The sequence below is a fragment of the Mesorhizobium sp. C395A genome (assembly GCF_030323205.1).
Classification (GTDB): Bacteria; Pseudomonadota; Alphaproteobacteria; order Rhizobiales; family Rhizobiaceae; genus Mesorhizobium.
Window position 1 is genome coordinate 5291725 of the sequence record NZ_CP100473.1, and the last position, 16993, is coordinate 5308717.

Genomic DNA, 16993 nt, shown 5'->3' on the forward strand with positions numbered 1-16993 from the left:
CGGATCATCTTGCTGCCGGACTCAGCCTGCTTCGGCCGGCTCGGGTTCCGATTGCTCGCCTGAAAGCATTTTCGACAGGCGGCTGCCGGCCTTCGCTTTCAACCTCTGATATTGCCCGACTTCGACGATTCGTCCGTTTTCGACTGCAACCACCCAGTCGGCGAAGGCGATCATCGATGGCCTGTGCGCAATGGTCAGGATCGTCATCGATCCGCGCAAGCCGTCGATCGACTTGGCGATCAGGGATTGGTTCTGCCAGTCGAGCGCGCTGGTCGCCTCGTCGAGAATGAGCAGCGAAGGTTTGCGCAGCAGCGCGCGCGCCAGCGCGATGCGCTGGCGTTCGCCGCCCGAGAGCCGGACGCCGCGGTCGCCGACCACCGTGTCGAGCCGCAACTCCAGCCGCTCGACGAAGTCGGCGCCATGCGCAGCGCGCAGTGCAGTCCACAGCTCCGCGTCACTGGCTTGCGGCGCGGCAAGGCGCAGATTGGCGGCGATCGTATCGTGCAGCAGGAACACGTCTTGCGGCACATACGCCACCTGGTCGCGCCAGCGCCGGCGGTTGGCCGCGCCGATCTCGACGCCATCGGCCAGGATTTTGCCCTCGCTCGGTTCGAGCAGGCCAAGCAGCATGTCGGCAAGCGTGCTCTTGCCCGAGCCTGACGGACCGATCAGCGCCGTTACCTTGCCGGCGGGAAGGCCAAACGTCACATCGCTCACCACCGGCTTGCCGCCGGCCTCATAGGCAAAGGAGACGTTGCGGATGTTGAGCCCGACATCGAGCGACAGCTTGGCATCCGATTCGAGGTTTGCCGGCTCGCGTTCGGCATCGAAACGCGCCTGCATGTCGCGCATCGAGGCATAGGCCGGCAGGTTGATCAGCACCTGCTGCGCCTGCATCTGCATGTCCATGAAACGCGGCGCGATGCGCATGAACACCAGAAGCAGGACAACGATCTCGGCCAGCGAGAGGTTGAAGCGGACCAAAGCGACATAGATGAACAGGCTCAGACCAATGACGCTGGCGACCTGGAACAGAGCGGTGCCGATGGTGCTGTTGCGCACATAGTTGATGTTGTCGGCCTTCATCTTCTCCAGCGTCGCGCGAAGCTGCGCGTAATAGGTCGCCTCGACATTCAGGCTCTTGGCGACCTTGATGCCGCCGAGGAACTCCGAGACCGTTCGGTACTGCTCCTGGCGATTGCTGGTCAAAACCCGGCCGAAGGCGCTGGCTCGTGCCCGAAACGGCTGCAGTGCCAGGAAGGTGACGATGCCGACGACAATGGCAAACGCCGTCATTACTGTCGAAATGAACAGCGAGACAACGAGATAACCCGCCAGAAGCACGGCGATCTGCACCAGCATCAGCAGCGAGAACGCCGCCGACTGCACGCGGTCGATATCGCCGGTCAGCGCATGGTCGAGATCGGAGCTGCGCATGCGCGCGAATATCCCCCACCGCGCCTTGCCGATGCTCTCGAACAGGTTCATGCGCAGGCGATTGATGAAGTCGAGCAGCAGCCGCGCCATGTAGACGGATTTATAGCGGTTGAACGCTGCCTGCAGCGCGACAAGCCCGACCAGCAGGCAAAGCACCGTGGTCAATTGCAGCGTTCCGTCCGGAGCCAGCCAGCGCACCCAGTCGCGGTCAGGCAACCTGACCGCGAAATTCTGCTCGGGTCGCCCGACCAGATGCAGCAGCGGCACCAGAAGCAGGATCGAGATGCCTTCGGTCAGGCTTCCCAGGATCAGGAACAGCAATGCCGTGAAGGTCCTGCGCCCGCCGATCCGGGCCATGGCGGCGCCGAAGCCGGCGACATCGCGGTAAAACGAAAAGCGCAGGATCTGCGATGCGGACATGTCAGTCACCGCGGCCCTTTGTCGGCCGCCAGATCGTTTTCGATCAGGGCGACGGCTTCGCCGATACGGTCGAGCCCGGTGGGCACTTCGAGGCGGCAGACGCCGATCTGGCTGGCCAGGGCGGCGCATTGGCGAAGATGTGTCGTGGCAAAATCGCCGACCAGGGCTGGACGGCCGAAACGCGTCACATAGGAAAATTTGATGATTGCCGGCAGGGCGCCGATGCCTGGCAGCGGCGTGATCGCTGCCTTGTCGCTGCGCTCGAGGATATAGATCCGGGTCGCCGGCACCGCGTCTGCCGCAAATCCGGCGTGCAGGCGGTGCTGCATCTTGTCGATCGCCGCATGCACCTGCGGGCGTATCTCTGCCTGGCGGATGGGAAACGCGGCGGCGGCATCGGCGGCGAGCTTCAACTGCGGAAAACCCGGAACGATCATCGGCCGGTCCGTGAGATCGAGCGCCACGACATCGTCGGTCAGCAATCGATGCCCGGCACGGATCATCGCGCTCGCCGTCGTCGATTTGCCGGCGCCCTTGTCGCCCATGAAGACAGCGCTCTTGCCGCCGACCGCAATGGCGCTGGCGTGCAGGATGAGCAGGCCGCGCTGGTGCAGGAGCAGTGCCATGACCGGACCGAGCAGCGGAAACGCCAGCAGCGCATCGTCGACATCGGGCGCCGGCTCCACCTCGATGCGGCAGGCATCGGTGATCAGGAAGGCGCCGACCGTCTGCCATGCCAAATATTGCTGCCGCGGCTCGAAACGGAAAGCAGTTCCGGTCTCGGGCGAGGGTTTTGGCAGGTCGATCGGGCCGACCGTGATCAGCACATCGACGCAAGCTGGTTCGCTCGGCTCTAGCTCAGGCAGTTCGACCTGCGAAGCGATCGTCAGCCCATAGGCTTTGTAGAAGTGCTGTGCGCGAGCAGCAATTGCATGGCGGTCATCAGCGGCAAGAGGCATGTTGGCCGGCATCATCAGTGGCTCCCGCGCTGTTGCACCTGCCGCAGCCACAACGATAGCGAAATCGAACGCCATACATACTGGACATCGGGCAAGGTCGCGGCCTCGGGTTGGCTGGAAATACGGCCATAGGCGGCGGTCACCTCAGGCAGGTTGACGTAAGGGGCAATCCGCGCCGCATCTTTCACCAGCACCTTGTCCAGGAGATCGCGGTGATTGCCCAGCATGCCTTTGACCAAATTGGAGGTGAAATCGATCTTGTCGCGCCGCCACTGCACCGCCGGGGGCAAAATTCCTTCCATGGCACGGCGCAACACCGAGCGGCCAAAGCCCTGGTTCAGCTTTTCCGCGCCGGGCAGTGCCAGGCAGAACTCGACCAGCGGCTTGTCCCAGAAGGGGTAGCGCGGCTCGACGCCGAAATTGGCGGCGGCCTTGTCGAGAACCTCGAAGGCGTGCGGCACCATGCCGTTCGACAGCAGCCAGCGATGGGTCAAGGTCTCGCTGGCGCTGACCGCGGGCGGCATATAGCCGGCCCTGCGGAACCGTTCGACGAGGTCGGTACGCATCGCCAGGTCCGGATTGATCAGGGCGCGCCAGCTCGTCGCCGGCCGCCCAGTGGGATGGCGCCGCAATTTGCCAAGCACGCGGTTCGCGAACCGCTTGATTCTCGCGATGCGCCAGGCCGGCCCGTAAAGGGTAAGGAACTGGTAGTAGAGGCCGAGCATGCCATCGCCATAGGTGTTGGAGGCGCTGCGCAGCTCGCGCCACAGCTCCATCCATTTGCCGGCATAGGCGAGTTCGTGCAGGTGGCCGTGGCCCTGCGAAACCACCTCGTCGCCGCCATGGCCGTCCAGCAGCACCTTCATGCCCTTGGCGCCGGCGGTCCTGTAGATGTCGCGGGTCAGCGACAGGCCGGGGGCCAGGAACGTTTCCTCCTGCTCTTCCAGAATGCGTTCGAACTCGGCGAAGGGCGCGTAGTTGCCGACGGAAATCAAAGTGCCGTCGACCTTCTCCTGTCCAAGCACTGCCTCGATGAAAGGCCGCTCGTCCATCGGCGAACCCTTTTCGAACACCAGCGAAAACGTCGGCAGCCTCGGCTTTCGCTGCGCGGCATTCTGCAGGCCCGCCACGCAGGCGATCGACGAGGAATCGAGGCCTCCGCTCAGCATAGCACCGACCGCAGGCGTGCCGCGCATACGGTTGCGGACCGATTGCGAAAACAGATGCCGGAATTCCTCGGCCGTATCCGATCGCATCGGCCTTGGCGAGGGTTCGATCTGCCAGTAGCGGCGCAGCACCACCTGGTTGCCGGTCACTGTCAGACTGTGGCGCGCCGGCAGGCGGAAGATATCGGCATAGGCTGTCGACTGCGGATCGTCGGGCAGCCCGGCCAGGAATCCCGAAATCTGGTGTTCGCTGATGCGCATGTCGACGCCGCCGGCATCGAGGATCGGCCCGATCTCCGAGGCAAAGACGAAGCGCCGGTCGCTCGAATGATAGTAGAACGGTTTGACGCCGAAATGGTCGCGCACGCAAAACAGCTGCCGGCGCTCGCCATCCCAGATGGCAAAGGCGAAGTCGCCTTGCAGATGCTCGGGGCAGGCTTCGCCCCAGCGCAGATAGGCGCGCATCAACAGCACGGCGTCGGCAACCGAACTGTCCCTGATGCCAAGCCTGGCCAGCAATTCGTCGCGATTGTCCAGCCGGCAGTCCGCGGTGATCGCGAGCTTGCCGCCGGCCATGGTCAGCGGGCCGGGGCCGGCTTCATCGGTGGTGTTGAGCCAGGCGTGGCCAAGAACGACGCCCTCGTCCATCCACCACGAACTGCCGTCAGGCGCGCGATGTTGCATGCGGGTAAGCATGCGCTGGATGTCGGCCGCGGCGGCCTGCCTGCCTTCCTGCCTCAGCAGAATTCCGGCGACGCCGCTCATCGCTCACTGGCCGTGGTCGACGAGATGGTTAAACCTGCCAAGCGAGCCGCCGAGCACGATGTGGTCGCCACTGACCAGCCAGGCATGCGCCTTCAACTCGGTCCCGGTATCGCGCTCGATGCCGATGCGGATTTTTGAGGCGTTGCCCTGGCGGGCAAGCAAATACTGGCCGGAAAGCGCTTGGGTCAGACAGCTTGCGCCAGGCACCAGGCGGGCAGCCGCAGCCACGCCCCAGGCGACACGCCTGAGATCGCCGATGTCAGCTGTCTCGCTTGCATCGAGCCGCGTCACTATTCGGCGAATCCTGTTATAGGAAAGCAGCGTCAGCCCCAGCCGCACCGCCACGACCACCGCAAGGCAGTGGGCGAGAAAGAGCATCTCCGGCCCGCTCAGCGAGAAAGCTCTAGACAAGTTCCTCATCATGGAGCCTCGCAAGCCCGGCGTCCGCCAAGCCCTTCAACAATCCATCGACATCGGCCTTGCAGCGTTCCGGATCGACATTGTAGCGATCCAGCACGGCGCTGCGGATTTCGGAAATCGGCCGCGGCTCCTGGATCAGCTCCCAGATATAGGCGCCGACGCTGTTCAGGCTGTAATAGATGTTGGACCTCATATCGAGCAGCGCCAGGCCGTTGCCGAATTCGCAGGCCACGGCATCCTTGCTCGCGCTCATCCGATCGTGGTCCGTGGGGTTCCAGTCCATTCCTAAACCTCGCTCACAACACCAACGCTTCGGCAATTCCGGACAAAGACGCGAGAGCCGGGGTTTGACCCCCGACTCTCCTTAGTGCGCTCTGTTTGCAGAGTCCGGACTTTGTCACCCCAACGAGAGAAGACTCAGGAGAAGGTGAGTTCGCCGACCGGCGTATGTGCCGGAAACGAGGCGTCGAGTGCCGTAGTACCGCTACCGCCTTGCGTGATGGTCTCGATCGAGCCGTGGACCGTCAGGCTAGGGGTTTCGTACTCATGCTTTTCAACATTCTGTTCCAATTTACTCTCCACTTGTGGACTGGAAGCGGCCTGTCGATTGCCGGCAGCGAGCTATTGCTGCACCGCAATAGCTGCATGGCAGCATTTATGAGTCAAGCCTGATTTACCCGCCGTTAATCAATTCGCGGTTGCGGTAGCCTTCAATGGTGATCAAAACGGCTTGCATTTTCACAGCCTAGGTGATTTCAGCGGAGTGACCGTGGTTCTTAGTTACGTAGCTGATTTTATTACATTAAATTTTCTAGTCGAACGCTCGTCATTTGGGCGCCGGCGCGTTCCCACAAGATTGTTGCTGACGTGTCGGCAGAGGCTCCGATCAGGCGACGCCTTGCATCGTTGTACGACTGTGTCGCCAGACGTCCAGGTTGCAGGAAAATTGTCTCCAAAGGAAAAACTGGACGCGGCGCATGAATTTGGCGATGCTTTGCTTCGCAGTTGCAATATAACGCGCCTGGCGAATTTTTTGCGGAGATGCTGCAGCAAATGGCATTGCAGGAAGGGACCTTCGAAAGGTTGCGCGCCGCTGGCTGCGCCGACGAAGTGGCCTATGTGCAGGCTTGCCTGCGGCTGTTCTTCGCCTCCGGGGCGAGCCCCAGCGCCGCGCCTGCACCGGCCGTCTCCGTTGCCGATGTTTGCGATATCGCAAGGCTGAACAAGGTCGCCACCTTCATGCTGAAGGCGCTGTCGCGCCCACCGGCGGGCGAGACGCCGCCGGGATTGCTCGAGTGGCTCGACACTTATCGCCGGCGCACGATTGCGATGAACTCGTCCGGCATCATGGATTCGATGGCCATCGACAAGGCGCTGCGCGGCAGCAGCATCGATTTCGTCTTCCTGAAGGGCCCCCTCCAGCAGCAACTGCTCTATGGCGACCATTTCATGAAGCCGTCCGGAGATGTCGACATATTGGTGTCGCCGGCCGGCTTCTTTAGAGCTCGTGATGCGCTGCGCTCGATCGGCTACGAGGTCGCCGGCAAGTCCCGCTCCGTCTGGTGGGTGCGCTTTCTGGGCGAGCAGCACATGGTTCGCAGCCAGGGTCGGAAATTGTCCACCGTCGATCTCCATTACCGGCTCCAGCAGCCGGGATCGCCCAGCCCGCGCGATACGGAAGGGTTCCTGCGCCGCAAGCGCGCGCTTGCGATCGCCGGCTCCAGCGTGCCGTTCATCTCGGCCTCCGACACTTTGCTTCTGTCCTGCATCAGTGTCGCAAAGGCGCTGTTCAACCGCGAGCCATGCGCGGGCTATGTCTGCGATATCCGGGCCGCTGCCAGTCGGCTGAGCGAGGCCGAGCAGCAGACTGTGCTCGACTACGCGGCCGAGCAGGGGCTGGCTGACACCCTGCTGCTGGGCCTGCGCGCCGCCGATGTGCTGCTTGGTGGCGCCGGCACGCTGCTGTCGGATCGGGCCACCAGGATCCTGTCACGCATCGGCAATGAAGACCTGTTCCACATGGTCATCGCGCCGTGGCTGTCGTCGCTCAGATGGCCGCAACGGCGCACCGTTTTGTGGGAATTGTGCGGCCGCGAACCTGTCCGCTACCTGACCGAGGCCGGGTGGGCCGCGTCAGCCGACCTCAGCCGGCGGATTTTCGAGCGGGAAAGCCGGTAACGATGAGGGTCGTCAGACAGCAGGCAGATAACGTTCCGTCCCGATCCGCTGGGGATGGATCATGGGAGGATGGATCGGGGTCCGGCGCCGCGCGCCGGGAGGGCGAGGGGCCTCGCGACACTTTATGCAATCGAAAGGCCACCCTATGTCCATGACAGAATCCCGGGTCTGCGTGATCATCGCGGCGCGCAACGCGGCCCGGACCATTCCCGCAGCCATCGCCTCGGCGCTGCGCGAGCCGGAGGTGGCGGAAGTCGTTGTCGTCGACGACGCCTCCACCGACGACACCGCAAAAGTGGCCAGCGCTGCCGACGATGGCAGCGGTCGGCTTTCGGTCATCCGGCTCGACGTCAATCGCGGCCCGTCCTTCGCTCGCAATGCCGCCATTGCCGGGTCGAAATCGCCTTTCATCAGCATTCTCGACGCCGACGATTTCTTCCTTCAGGGACGGTTTCGCCAGCTGTTTGCCAGCACCGACTGGGATTTCGCCGCCGACAACATCATGCTGATCCGTGACGATACGGCGACCGACGTCTCTAAGATCGTCGCCCCGTCCTTTTCGGCGGACCCGGAATTCCTCGACTTCGAGCGGTTCATCGAGGGCAACATCTCCAGACGGCGTGTCCAGCGCGGCGAACTCGGCTTTCTCAAGCCGGTGATATCAAGAGCTTTCCTCGACAGGCATGGGCTGCGTTACGACGAGAACCTGCGTCTCGGCGAAGATTATGAACTGTACGCCCGCGCCTTTGCCCTTGGCGCACGCTTCAAGGTCATCCGTTCCTGCGGCTATGGCGCGATCGTGCGCGCCGATTCGCTGAGCGGGCGCCACAAGACACAGGATCTGAAGCGCCTCGCCGATGCGGATCTGGCACTGCTCAAGATCGACAGCCTGCCGGAAGGCTCCAAGGCCCTGCTGCGCAAGCACGAGCGGCATGTGCGTGACAAATACCGGCTGCGCAATTTTCTCGATGTGAAGGCCGAGCGCGGCATGGCGTCTGCCGCCGCCTACGCGCTGGCCAGCCAGTCGAACTTCATTCCCATCGTTGTCGGCGTGGCCGCCGACAAGCTCGATGCGTTGTTTCGCCACGCCGGTCTGCCCCCGCGGCAGCAGCCGGTGCCGCCCTTGCGCTTCCTCATGGCCGCTACCAGCACGGCGGCGCAAAAGTAGGCTCCGCCAAGTCCGGGACGGCGGCCGCAAGGCTGAAAAAATTGCCTTTCTGAAACTCGGAGGTTGCCTACACGCCCCGACGATGGCACTGTATGTTGCGGTGCAGCAATTTTGGAAGGCCAACCGGATGGCTTCAATTTTCGGCTTCAGGTCCAGGGACCCAGCGCGCGACAAGCAGACCGATCTGGCGCGTTTCGACCGTCTGGCAAAGCTGTTGGATCAGATCACGGCCGAGATTGCGGCCGAGAAGACCGGGTTGGAGGCCCGCTACCGGTCGAAGTCCACCAACGCGGCCTTCCTGGTCGAGTCGATGGAGAACGGCTCGGCGTCGGCAAGCAAGCTGTCGGAAGTCGGCGAGCTGACGAAGTCCATCCTGAACTGCGAACAGCGCATCGCCGAGCTGGTGCGCCAGACGAGCCGGATGAAGGAACTGCGTCATTCACTCGACGCGATCGTCGGCGAGGATGGCCAGAGTTCTGACTCGCACGGGGAATATGTCAAACCCGCAGGTCGCTTCGGCTGAACACGGTCACACGAGACACAGAAGAGAAAGTTCGGGGACGGAGGATCGGGATCGGCCCGTTAGCAATGTGGGCCAATCGGTGACTTTGGGTTGGGGCGGAACAGCACAAAGGTGAATTGATATGAACGCAGATCCGAAGACGACGCCCATGGCGGCAATCGATGCCATGATTTCGACGCGGCCAAATCGGCCAATGCGTCTTGTAAACCCAACGCGTCTTCTATCCATTGATGCGCTTCTGTTGGCGGCAGCCGCAGCTCTGCTCGGCGCCGCCCACCCCTCCCGCGCCCAGGACGCCTCCCCGGAGATGCAAAGCGCACCGTCCTTCGTCGACGATTTCAAGAGTTTCGATCGTTCGCGCTGGTATGTCTCCGACGGTTGGTCGAACGGCAATCACCAGAACTGCACCTGGTCGAAAAGCCTGGTAAAATTTTCCGACAACATGCTGACGCTCGGCTTCGAAAAGCGCAAACTGAAGGACCGCGAGTTCGCCTGCGCCGAGATCCAGACCAAGCAGCGCTTCGGCTATGGGACCTATGAAGCACGGATGAAGACCGACACCGGATCCGGTCTCAACGCCGCTTTCTTCACCTATATCGGCCCTGCCGACAAACAGCCCTGGTATGAGATCGACTTCGAGGTGCTGACCAAGGATACATCCAAGGTGCAGGTCAACAGCTACATCGCCGGCAAACCCAAAAACGAGAAGCTGGCCGAGGTCGAAGGCGGCGCCGACAAGGGCTTCAACGACTATGCCTTCATCTGGGAAAAGGACCGGCTGCGCTGGTACGTCAACGGCAAGCTGGTCCAGGAAGTGACCAATCCCGAGCAATTGCCGACCCACTCGCAGAAGATATTCTTCAGCCTCTGGGGCAGCGACACGCTGAAAAACTGGATGGGCGCCTTTTCCGACCCCGGCCGCCAGGTGACGATGCAGGTGCAGCGCGTCGCCTTCACCGCGCTCGGCCAGCCGTGCCAGTTTCCGGAATCGCTGGCATGCAGTGTAAGCAGCATAAAGTAGATCTGAACCGGCCCGGCCATATAAGGCCAAAGGGCGTGAACAGGAATTAACCCGAATGAATTTGACGGTCTTTGGAATTGGCTATGTCGGTCTCGTGCAGGCCGCGGTGCTGGCGGAGGTCGGGCACCAGGTGGTGTGCGTCGATGTCGATGAAAAGAAGGTCGAGCGGCTCAACCAGGGCCTGGTGCCGATTTTCGAACCGGGACTGGAGGCCCTGGTCAAGGAGAACCACGCCGCCGGCCGCATCAAGTTCACCACCGATGCCGCCGCCGGCGTCAAGCATGGCGAGATCCAGATGATTGCGGTCGGCACGCCACCCGGCGAAGATGGTTCGGCCGACCTCAAATATGTGCTGGCGGTGGCCGAGACCATCGGCCGCGAGATGGACGGTCCCAAGATCGTCGTCGGCAAGTCGACCGTGCCGGTCGGCACCTGCGAAAAGGTGAAGGCCAAAATCGCCGCGACGCTGAAGGCGCGCGGGCGCCAGGACCTGGCTTTCGACGTCGCTTCCAATCCTGAGTTCCTCAAGGAGGGTTCCGCCGTCGCCGACTGCATGAAGCCTGACCGCATCATTGTCGGCACCAACAGCGAGGGCACCGAGGCGGTGATGCGCGAGCTCTACGCGCCGTTCAACCGCAACCACGAGAAGATGATCGTGATGGACGTGCGCAGCGCCGAATTCACGAAGTACGCCGCCAACTGCATGCTGGCGACCAAGATCTCCTTCATGAACGAAATGGCCAATCTGGCCGAGCAGCTCGGCGCCGACATCGAGGAGGTACGCAAGGGCATCGGCTCGGATCCGCGCATCGGCTACCACTTCATCTATCCCGGCCTCGGCTATGGCGGTTCGTGCTTCCCCAAGGATGTCCGCGCGCTGATCAAGACCGCCGAAGGTGTCAAGTTCGACGCCAAGCTGCTGCGCGCCGTGGAGGAGCGCAACAATGCCCAGAAGTCGGTGCTGTTCGACAAGGTGCACCGTTATTTCAAGGGCAGTCTCAAGGGCAAGACCTTCGCGCTCTGGGGCCTCGCCTTCAAGCCCAACACCGACGACATGCGCGAGGCGCCGGCGCGCGTCCTGATGGAGGCGCTGTGGCAGGCCGGCGCCAATGTGCAGGCCTACGATCCCGAGGCGATGCAGGAATGCCAGGCCATCTACGGCCTGCGCGACGATCTGCTTTTGTGCGGCACCAAGGAGGCGGCACTGCGCGGCGCCGACGCGTTGCTGATCGCCACCGAGTGGAAGAGTTTCCGCGCCCCGTCCTTCGACGCGGTGAAGGATGCCCTGACCACGCCGGTCATCTTCGATGGCCGCAACCTCTATGATCCCAAGGTCATCGCCCGTCACGGCATCGAGTATTTCTCGATCGGCAGGATGGCGGCGTGAAGGCAGGGCGGCACAACGCGGAGCCAGGTTCATGAAAGTTCTGTTTGCAGGCGGCGCCGGCTACACGCCGCAATTCAGCGGGGGCGTCCAGTCGAGCACCCACCACCTGGTCGAGCAATTGCGCGAAAACGGTCACGAGGCATCCGTTCTGGCAGCGCTGTTCGGCGACGGCATGTTCGGCTTCCGGGCGCGCGCCAAGATGAAGCTCCTTCGTCAGCGCGCGGTCATCGACAATTTCCCGGGCTATCCGGTTGTACGGGCGTGGTTCCCCTGGGAAGCGGCCGACTTCGCCGTCAAAAAGTTGAGGCCGGATGTCGCGGTCGTGCAGTGCCACAATTCGGTGCCGATCGGCAGAGAGTTGCAGAGGCTTGGCGTGCCGCTGACCGTCTATCTGAGGAATGTCGAATTCGACGAATTGGCCGGCGATCTGCGTGAGCTCCATTCGGCGGTCTATATCGCCAACTCCGAGTTCACCGCGCGCGCCTATAAGGCAAAATTCGATATCGATTCGACGGTTATTCCGCCGACCATCAATCCCGCGTTCTACAGCACACCGACGACCGGTGAATTTGTCACGCTCATCAATCCATATGAGGAAAAAGGCTTCGATCTTGCGGTGCGCATTGCCGCCGCCTGTCCCGAGATCCCGTTCCTGTTCGTCGAAAGCTGGAAGCTCGACGACGATCATCGAGCCCGGATCGAAGCAACAATCTCTACCCTCCAGAACGTCAAGCTGGAAAGCCGCACCAGCGACATGAAGACGGTCTACGGCCGCACGAAAATCCTGCTTGCGCCCAGCAAATGGGAAGAAGCCTGGGGCCGGGTGGCCTCGGAAGCGCATTGTAGTGGCATTCCCGTGGTCGGCTCGCGGCGCGGCGGTCTGCCGGAAGCGATCGGCGCCGGCGGCGTGGTACTGGACTACGACGCCCCGCTCGACGACTGGGTCGCAACGGTCAGGCGGCTGTGGAGCGATGAGGCCGAGTACAAGCGGCTGTCAGCGACAGCACGTCAGTTTTCGGAGCGGCGGCAAATGAACCCCGACAGCCAGTTCGCAACGTTCATGGGCGTTCTCGACCGCGCAAGACGTGTCGGTTTGGAGCACGCAGCCTAAACGCGTCGTGTTGCAGTTCAGCTGAGACGCTGCACGACCGTGGTCGCGCAAAGTTCCCGTTAGCCGTCGTGCGCCTATCCCTCCGGATCACTTTTAATTGCTGCAGTGCAATATTTTGTGGCACTGCAGCAATCAACGTGTATTCTGCCTGTCTACATTAGGGCTTGTGCGATATGGACCGCTTGGTTCGAGCAAGCCCCAACCTTATGGGCGGGTCATGCGCGTGGGCTTTGTCGTCGGCGAATTCCCTCTGCTTTCGGAAACCTTCGTCGTGGACCAGATGGCTGGGCTGCTGGCGCGGGGCTTTCAGGTCGAAGTCGTCTGCGAAAAGATGCAAGGTGACCACCGAATTGACCGGCAAAGCGAGCCGATGGCGACGCTGCTCGCCAGAACCCGACATTGGTGGCGATGGGCCGCTGGAATCAGCAAATTTGTACAACGTCTGCCGCCGCGTCTGCGATACAAGGCCTCGACCGTTCTCGACATCGCCTTTGCACGCCGCCTGAACCGCTGCGACGTGATTGTCGCCCACTTCGGACAGAACGGCGAGAGAGCAGCCGCACTGAAGAAATGGAAGGTGCTCAAACCACCGATCATAACCATCTTTCACGGCGCGGACGTGGCGATCCCGGCGCGGCAGGCAGTGCTCGCGACACAATATGCCGGGCTGATCAAGCATGGGACCCTGAACCTGCCCGTCAACGATTACTTCCGCACGATGCTGCTGGAAGCCGGCCTGTCGCAGGCGAGCACGACGGTCCACCATATGGGAATTGACGCCCGCGAAATCGGCTATCGCTGGGAATCGTGGGAAGGCACCCAACTGGTCGTGACGACGGTTTGCCGCCTGGTCCAAAAGAAAGGCGTCGAGTTCGCCTTGCGAGCCCTGGCCTCCCTCAACGCCTCCCAGCCGCAGCTAGACTGGCGTTACGACATTGTTGGCGACGGTCCTCTGCGGATGAATCTGGAGAAGCTGGCCGTAGAGCTGGGCTTGGCTGGTCGCGTAACGTTCCTCGGCAGCCTCCCTCACGCGGAGGTGAAAAGACGGCTTCGCATGGCCCATCTCTTTTTGCTGCCAAGTATCACTGCCAGCGACGGGGATATGGAAGGCATTCCGGTCGCGCTCATGGAGGCCATGGCCGCCGGATTGATTGCGGTCAGCACGTATCATTCGGGAATCCCGGAGCTCATCAAGGATGGGGAGACGGGGTTGCTTGCGCCCGAGCGAGACATTTCAGCGCTTGCCGGCAAGCTTGCCTGGGCCGCGGAGCACCCGACTGAATGCGAGCGTATCGCGCTTGCCGCACGCCGCAAAGTCGAGGACGACTTCAACGCAGATGTTCTGAATGAACGTTTTGCGCAGATCGTTACCCAACTGGTCACATCGAGCCCTGCGCATGAACCTGCCGGTCATGTCGGCGTTTCCGATGGCTTGGCGGATCCTTCCTCTGCCGGCTGACACTGCTCCTCTGCGTTTGATCGGCAGGCACGCCAAGTCGATAGAAATCTTGCTACACTGCACCAAAAATGTTGCAGTGCAGCAAGACCTGTACTAACGTTCCTGCGGGTGGGCCAACAGCGGTAGAGTTCCATGCTGCATGTCTTGTGCTTCCGCCACCCTGTCTTCGGCCCGGCTTTTGTCAAAGGGACACCGGCTCCCCGGACGAGCGCATCCTGCCGATGAAGATCTGCTTTGTAGTCGACAAGTTTCCCTCATTGTCCGAAACCTTTGTTCTCGACCAGATAGCCGGATGCCTTGAGCGCGGCATGGAAGTCGGCGTCGTCTGCAACGAGACGTCCTTCGGCAGGGACAGCAACATCGATGATCCGCGCTGGCAGGCGTTGCCAGGAAAGGTCGTATGCTGGTGGGGTGGCCTGGGTCGCTATCGCCCGCTGCTCAGGAAGTGGTCCGGCAGGTTCTGGGACAAGCTCTCGACCGCCATCGACATTGCTCATGCGCGAAAACTGCAGGGCGCCGACGTCATCGTTGCCCATTTCGGCAACAACGGCATGCGCGTGGCCCGCGCCATCAAGCGCGGGAGGATTTCCGCTCCCCTGGTGACGATATTTCACGGCCGTGATGTCGGCGAACCGCTGCATGACGATACGCTCGCGCGCTACAAAGTTGTGTTCGAAAAGGGCGTTCTTCAACTGCCGGTGAATGCGTTTTTCCGCGACGCCTTGATTGAGGTCGGTGCATCACCGGAGCAGGTTGTGGTTCACCACATGGGGGTGCGGCCGAGTGAGATCGACTATCGGTGGCGTTCATGGGAGCAGGCCACGCTCTCTTTCATCTCGGTCTGCCGCCTGACTGAAAAGAAGGGCATCGAATATGCGCTTCGCGCGCTTGCTGGCCTGCCGCGGCGAGACTGGATCTACTCGGTGATCGGCGGCGGAGAACTTCTCGAGGAGCTGAAGGGGATCGCCGCAGAGCTCGGCATTGCCGACAGGGTGAATTTTCTTGGGCCCCGGCCGCACAGCGAAGTCAAACAGCGTCTGCGCGACGCGCATGTGTTCCTGCTGCCCAGCGTCGGCGCCCGCGATGGCGATCTGGAAGGCATTCCGGTTTCCCTGATGGAAGCGATGGCCGCCGGCCTGACGGTGGTCAGCACGTATCATTCCGGGATCCCTGAACTGATCGATGATCACAAGACGGGTTTTCTCGTGGCTGAGCGGGACGTTGCGGCGCTGACCGGCAAGCTTGCCTGGATCGCCGAGAATCCGAAGCCGTGTGAAGGGATCGCTCTCGCGGCGCGCAAGAAGATCGAGGCCGAGTTCAACTCCGATCTGCTGAACCAACATTTCGTGGAAATCGCCATGCGGCTTGGCGAAACGAGGTCGCTTGCATGAACGCCAATCCGCCCCCCCAGTTCGGTCGTGTCGCCCTGCGCGGCGGGCTGGTAACCATCGGCGCCCAGGGCTTCAAGATGGCGATCCAGTTTCTCTCCGTCATCGTGCTGGCCCGTCTGCTGGTCCCCGAGGATTTCGGTCTGGTGGCTTCCGTCGGGCCGATCGTGGCCTTCGTCGGGCTGCTTCAGAATCTGGGCCTGCAGCAGGCTGTGGTTCAGCGCAAGGACATCAGCAACCAGCAGCTCAACCAGGTGTTCTGGATCAGCGCGCTCGTCGGGCTGGGTAGTGCCGTGGTAGTGGCCGGCCTGGCGCCTGCCATCGCCGCGTTCTATGGCGATCAACGTATGTCCGGCATCACCCTTGGCTCCGCCCTGCCGCTGCTTCTCGGCAGTCTCGCCGCAGTGCCGCTGGCGTTGATGAACCGGCACCTGCAGTTCGGCCAGCTCGCACTGAACGACGTGATAAGCGCCGCCGCCGGACTTCTGGCCGCCGCGATCGCGGCCTATGCGGGGTTGGGCTACTGGTCGCTGGTCATCGGCCCGGCGGTTTCGGCAGCTATCGCCCTGGCTGCCGCCTGGCTGGTGGCGCGTTGGACGCCTTTGCGGCCGGACCTGAAGGTCGATGCCGATATATTGTCGTTCGGCGCCAACCTGACCGGCTTCAACCTCGCCAACTTCTTCTCGCGCAATCTCGACAACATTCTCATCGGAAAATATTCCGGTGCGATCGAACTCGGCTATTACGACCGCGCCTACAAGCTCCTGTTGTTCCCGCTGCAGAACATCAACCAGCCGCTGACACGGGTTATGGTGCCGCTGCTCAGCCGCATCCACGATGACAAGGCCCGCTTTCGCGATATCTATGTGCGCACCAACTGGATGCTGGCGGCCGTTACCATGCCGGGCATCGCGGCGCTGACGCTGACCTCCAATCAGATCGTCGGACTTCTCTTCGGCGCGGGCTGGGCACCGGTCGCACCGATCTTTGCCTGGCTGGGCATCGCCAGCCTGGTCCAGTCCGTTTCAAGCACGACGGGATGGATATTCATCTGTCAGGGCAAGACGAAGACCATGTTCCATTGGGGCATCTATTCGTCGCTGACGACCGTCGCTGCCTTCCTCGTCGGCCTGCACTGGGGCGCCGTCGGCGTTGCCGCGGCCTATGCCATCAGCGGTTACGTGCTGCGCGTTCCCGTGCTCGCGCTACTGGTCCATCGCGTCGGTCCGGTGACCGCCGCCGACTTCCTGCTTATGCAGGGGCTTTTCATCGCCTCGTCCCTGCTTGCCTGGTTCTTGTACCTGTGGTTGCCGGCGTCTCTAACGGGCCAGTCAGACCTGCTCGCGGTCTTTTTGGCGCTTGCCCTCAACTACGGCATCGGTCTCGTTTTCATGCTTGCCGTCCCGCAGTCGCGACGCGCCTTGTTCACCACCCTGTCCAACGCCGCGCGCAATATCCGCTGAGCGGCCGGCGATCAGCGGCGCCACCAGGTTTGTGGCCGACATTGCCGAAGCATGTTCTTCGAGCACGGCCTGAAGGCTTGTCTTGCGATAGCGGTCGAGATTTCCCGCAAACCGGCCGAGCTTTTCGC

At 62.2% G+C, this 16993-nt stretch carries 15 protein-coding genes; 9 read left to right on the plus strand and 6 right to left on the minus strand.

Translation table 11 applies throughout. From position 1 onward, the window contains the following. Window positions 1-21: 21 nt before the first annotated feature. From NLY37_RS25800 to NLY37_RS25825, 6 genes are all read right to left on the minus strand, one after another. Window positions 22-1857, minus strand: coding sequence for an ABC transporter ATP-binding protein (locus NLY37_RS25800; RefSeq protein ID WP_023711265.1), 1836 nt, complete (start codon window positions 1855-1857; stop codon window positions 22-24). A gap of 5 nt (window positions 1858-1862) precedes the next feature. Continuing rightward, entirely contained in the window at window positions 1863-2831 is a 969-nt protein-coding gene (locus tag NLY37_RS25805; RefSeq protein WP_023715553.1) for a phosphoenolpyruvate carboxykinase (ATP), read from the minus strand. Beyond that, window positions 2831-4747, minus strand: a complete 1917-nt coding sequence (locus NLY37_RS25810) for a lasso peptide isopeptide bond-forming cyclase (protein ID WP_023742532.1) — start codon at window positions 4745-4747, stop codon at window positions 2831-2833. The genes NLY37_RS25805 and NLY37_RS25810 overlap by 1 nt, the downstream gene beginning before the upstream one ends. A gap of 3 nt (window positions 4748-4750) precedes the next feature. Then, complete coding sequence (locus tag NLY37_RS25815; protein WP_245260050.1) at window positions 4751-5158, minus strand: lasso peptide biosynthesis B2 protein; 408 nt, start codon at window positions 5156-5158, stop codon at window positions 4751-4753. Next, window positions 5151-5420 carry a PqqD family protein gene (locus tag NLY37_RS25820; protein ID WP_245259933.1) on the minus strand — a complete coding sequence of 90 codons (270 nt, stop codon included), beginning with the start codon at window positions 5418-5420 and terminating at the stop codon, window positions 5151-5153. The genes NLY37_RS25815 and NLY37_RS25820 overlap by 8 nt, the downstream gene beginning before the upstream one ends. A 164-nt stretch (window positions 5421-5584) precedes the next feature. Then, window positions 5585-5737, minus strand: a complete 153-nt coding sequence (locus tag NLY37_RS25825) for a lasso RiPP family leader peptide-containing protein (RefSeq protein WP_023684233.1) — start codon at window positions 5735-5737, stop codon at window positions 5585-5587. A 483-nt stretch (window positions 5738-6220) separates the two neighbouring features. On the opposite strand from NLY37_RS25825, the gene NLY37_RS25830 reads away from it, so the two are divergent. The 9 genes from NLY37_RS25830 to NLY37_RS25870 all read left to right on the plus strand — a co-directional run bounded on the left by NLY37_RS25830 (window position 6221) and on the right by NLY37_RS25870 (window position 16865). Continuing rightward, complete coding sequence (locus NLY37_RS25830) at window positions 6221-7345, plus strand: nucleotidyltransferase family protein (RefSeq protein ID WP_023729643.1); 1125 nt, start codon at window positions 6221-6223, stop codon at window positions 7343-7345. Window positions 7346-7490: 145 nt separating this feature from the next. Continuing rightward, window positions 7491-8513, plus strand: a complete 1023-nt coding sequence (locus tag NLY37_RS25835; protein ID WP_023742531.1) for a glycosyltransferase family 2 protein — start codon at window positions 7491-7493, stop codon at window positions 8511-8513. A gap of 214 nt (window positions 8514-8727) precedes the next feature. After that, window positions 8728-9036 carry a hypothetical protein gene (locus NLY37_RS25840; protein WP_488494595.1) on the plus strand — a complete coding sequence of 103 codons (309 nt, stop codon included), beginning with the start codon at window positions 8728-8730 and terminating at the stop codon, window positions 9034-9036. Window positions 9037-9157: 121 nt separating this feature from the next. After that, window positions 9158-10057: an endo-1,3-1,4-beta-glycanase ExoK gene (gene exoK / locus NLY37_RS25845; RefSeq protein WP_023742530.1), complete on the plus strand. Its 900-nt coding sequence runs from the start codon at window positions 9158-9160 to the stop codon at window positions 10055-10057. Window positions 10058-10112: 55 nt separating this feature from the next. Beyond that, a complete protein-coding gene (locus NLY37_RS25850) occupies window positions 10113-11444 on the plus strand; it encodes a UDP-glucose dehydrogenase family protein (protein WP_023668805.1) in 1332 nt (443 codons plus the stop codon). 31 nt (window positions 11445-11475) lie between these two features. After that, window positions 11476-12555 carry a glycosyltransferase gene (locus NLY37_RS25855; RefSeq protein WP_023742529.1) on the plus strand — a complete coding sequence of 360 codons (1080 nt, stop codon included), beginning with the start codon at window positions 11476-11478 and terminating at the stop codon, window positions 12553-12555. Window positions 12556-12772: 217 nt separating this feature from the next. After that, window positions 12773-14014 carry a glycosyltransferase gene (locus NLY37_RS25860; RefSeq protein ID WP_023742528.1) on the plus strand — a complete coding sequence of 414 codons (1242 nt, stop codon included), beginning with the start codon at window positions 12773-12775 and terminating at the stop codon, window positions 14012-14014. A 221-nt stretch (window positions 14015-14235) separates the two neighbouring features. Next, the gene (locus NLY37_RS25865; RefSeq protein WP_023738095.1) at window positions 14236-15405 is read left to right on the plus strand and encodes a glycosyltransferase; all 1170 of its coding nucleotides are present in this window, start codon (window positions 14236-14238) and stop codon (window positions 15403-15405) included. Next, entirely contained in the window at window positions 15402-16865 is a 1464-nt protein-coding gene (locus NLY37_RS25870; protein WP_023742527.1) for a lipopolysaccharide biosynthesis protein, read from the plus strand. Before NLY37_RS25865 ends, NLY37_RS25870 begins: the two co-directional genes overlap by 4 nt. Window positions 16866-16993 lie beyond the last annotated feature (128 nt).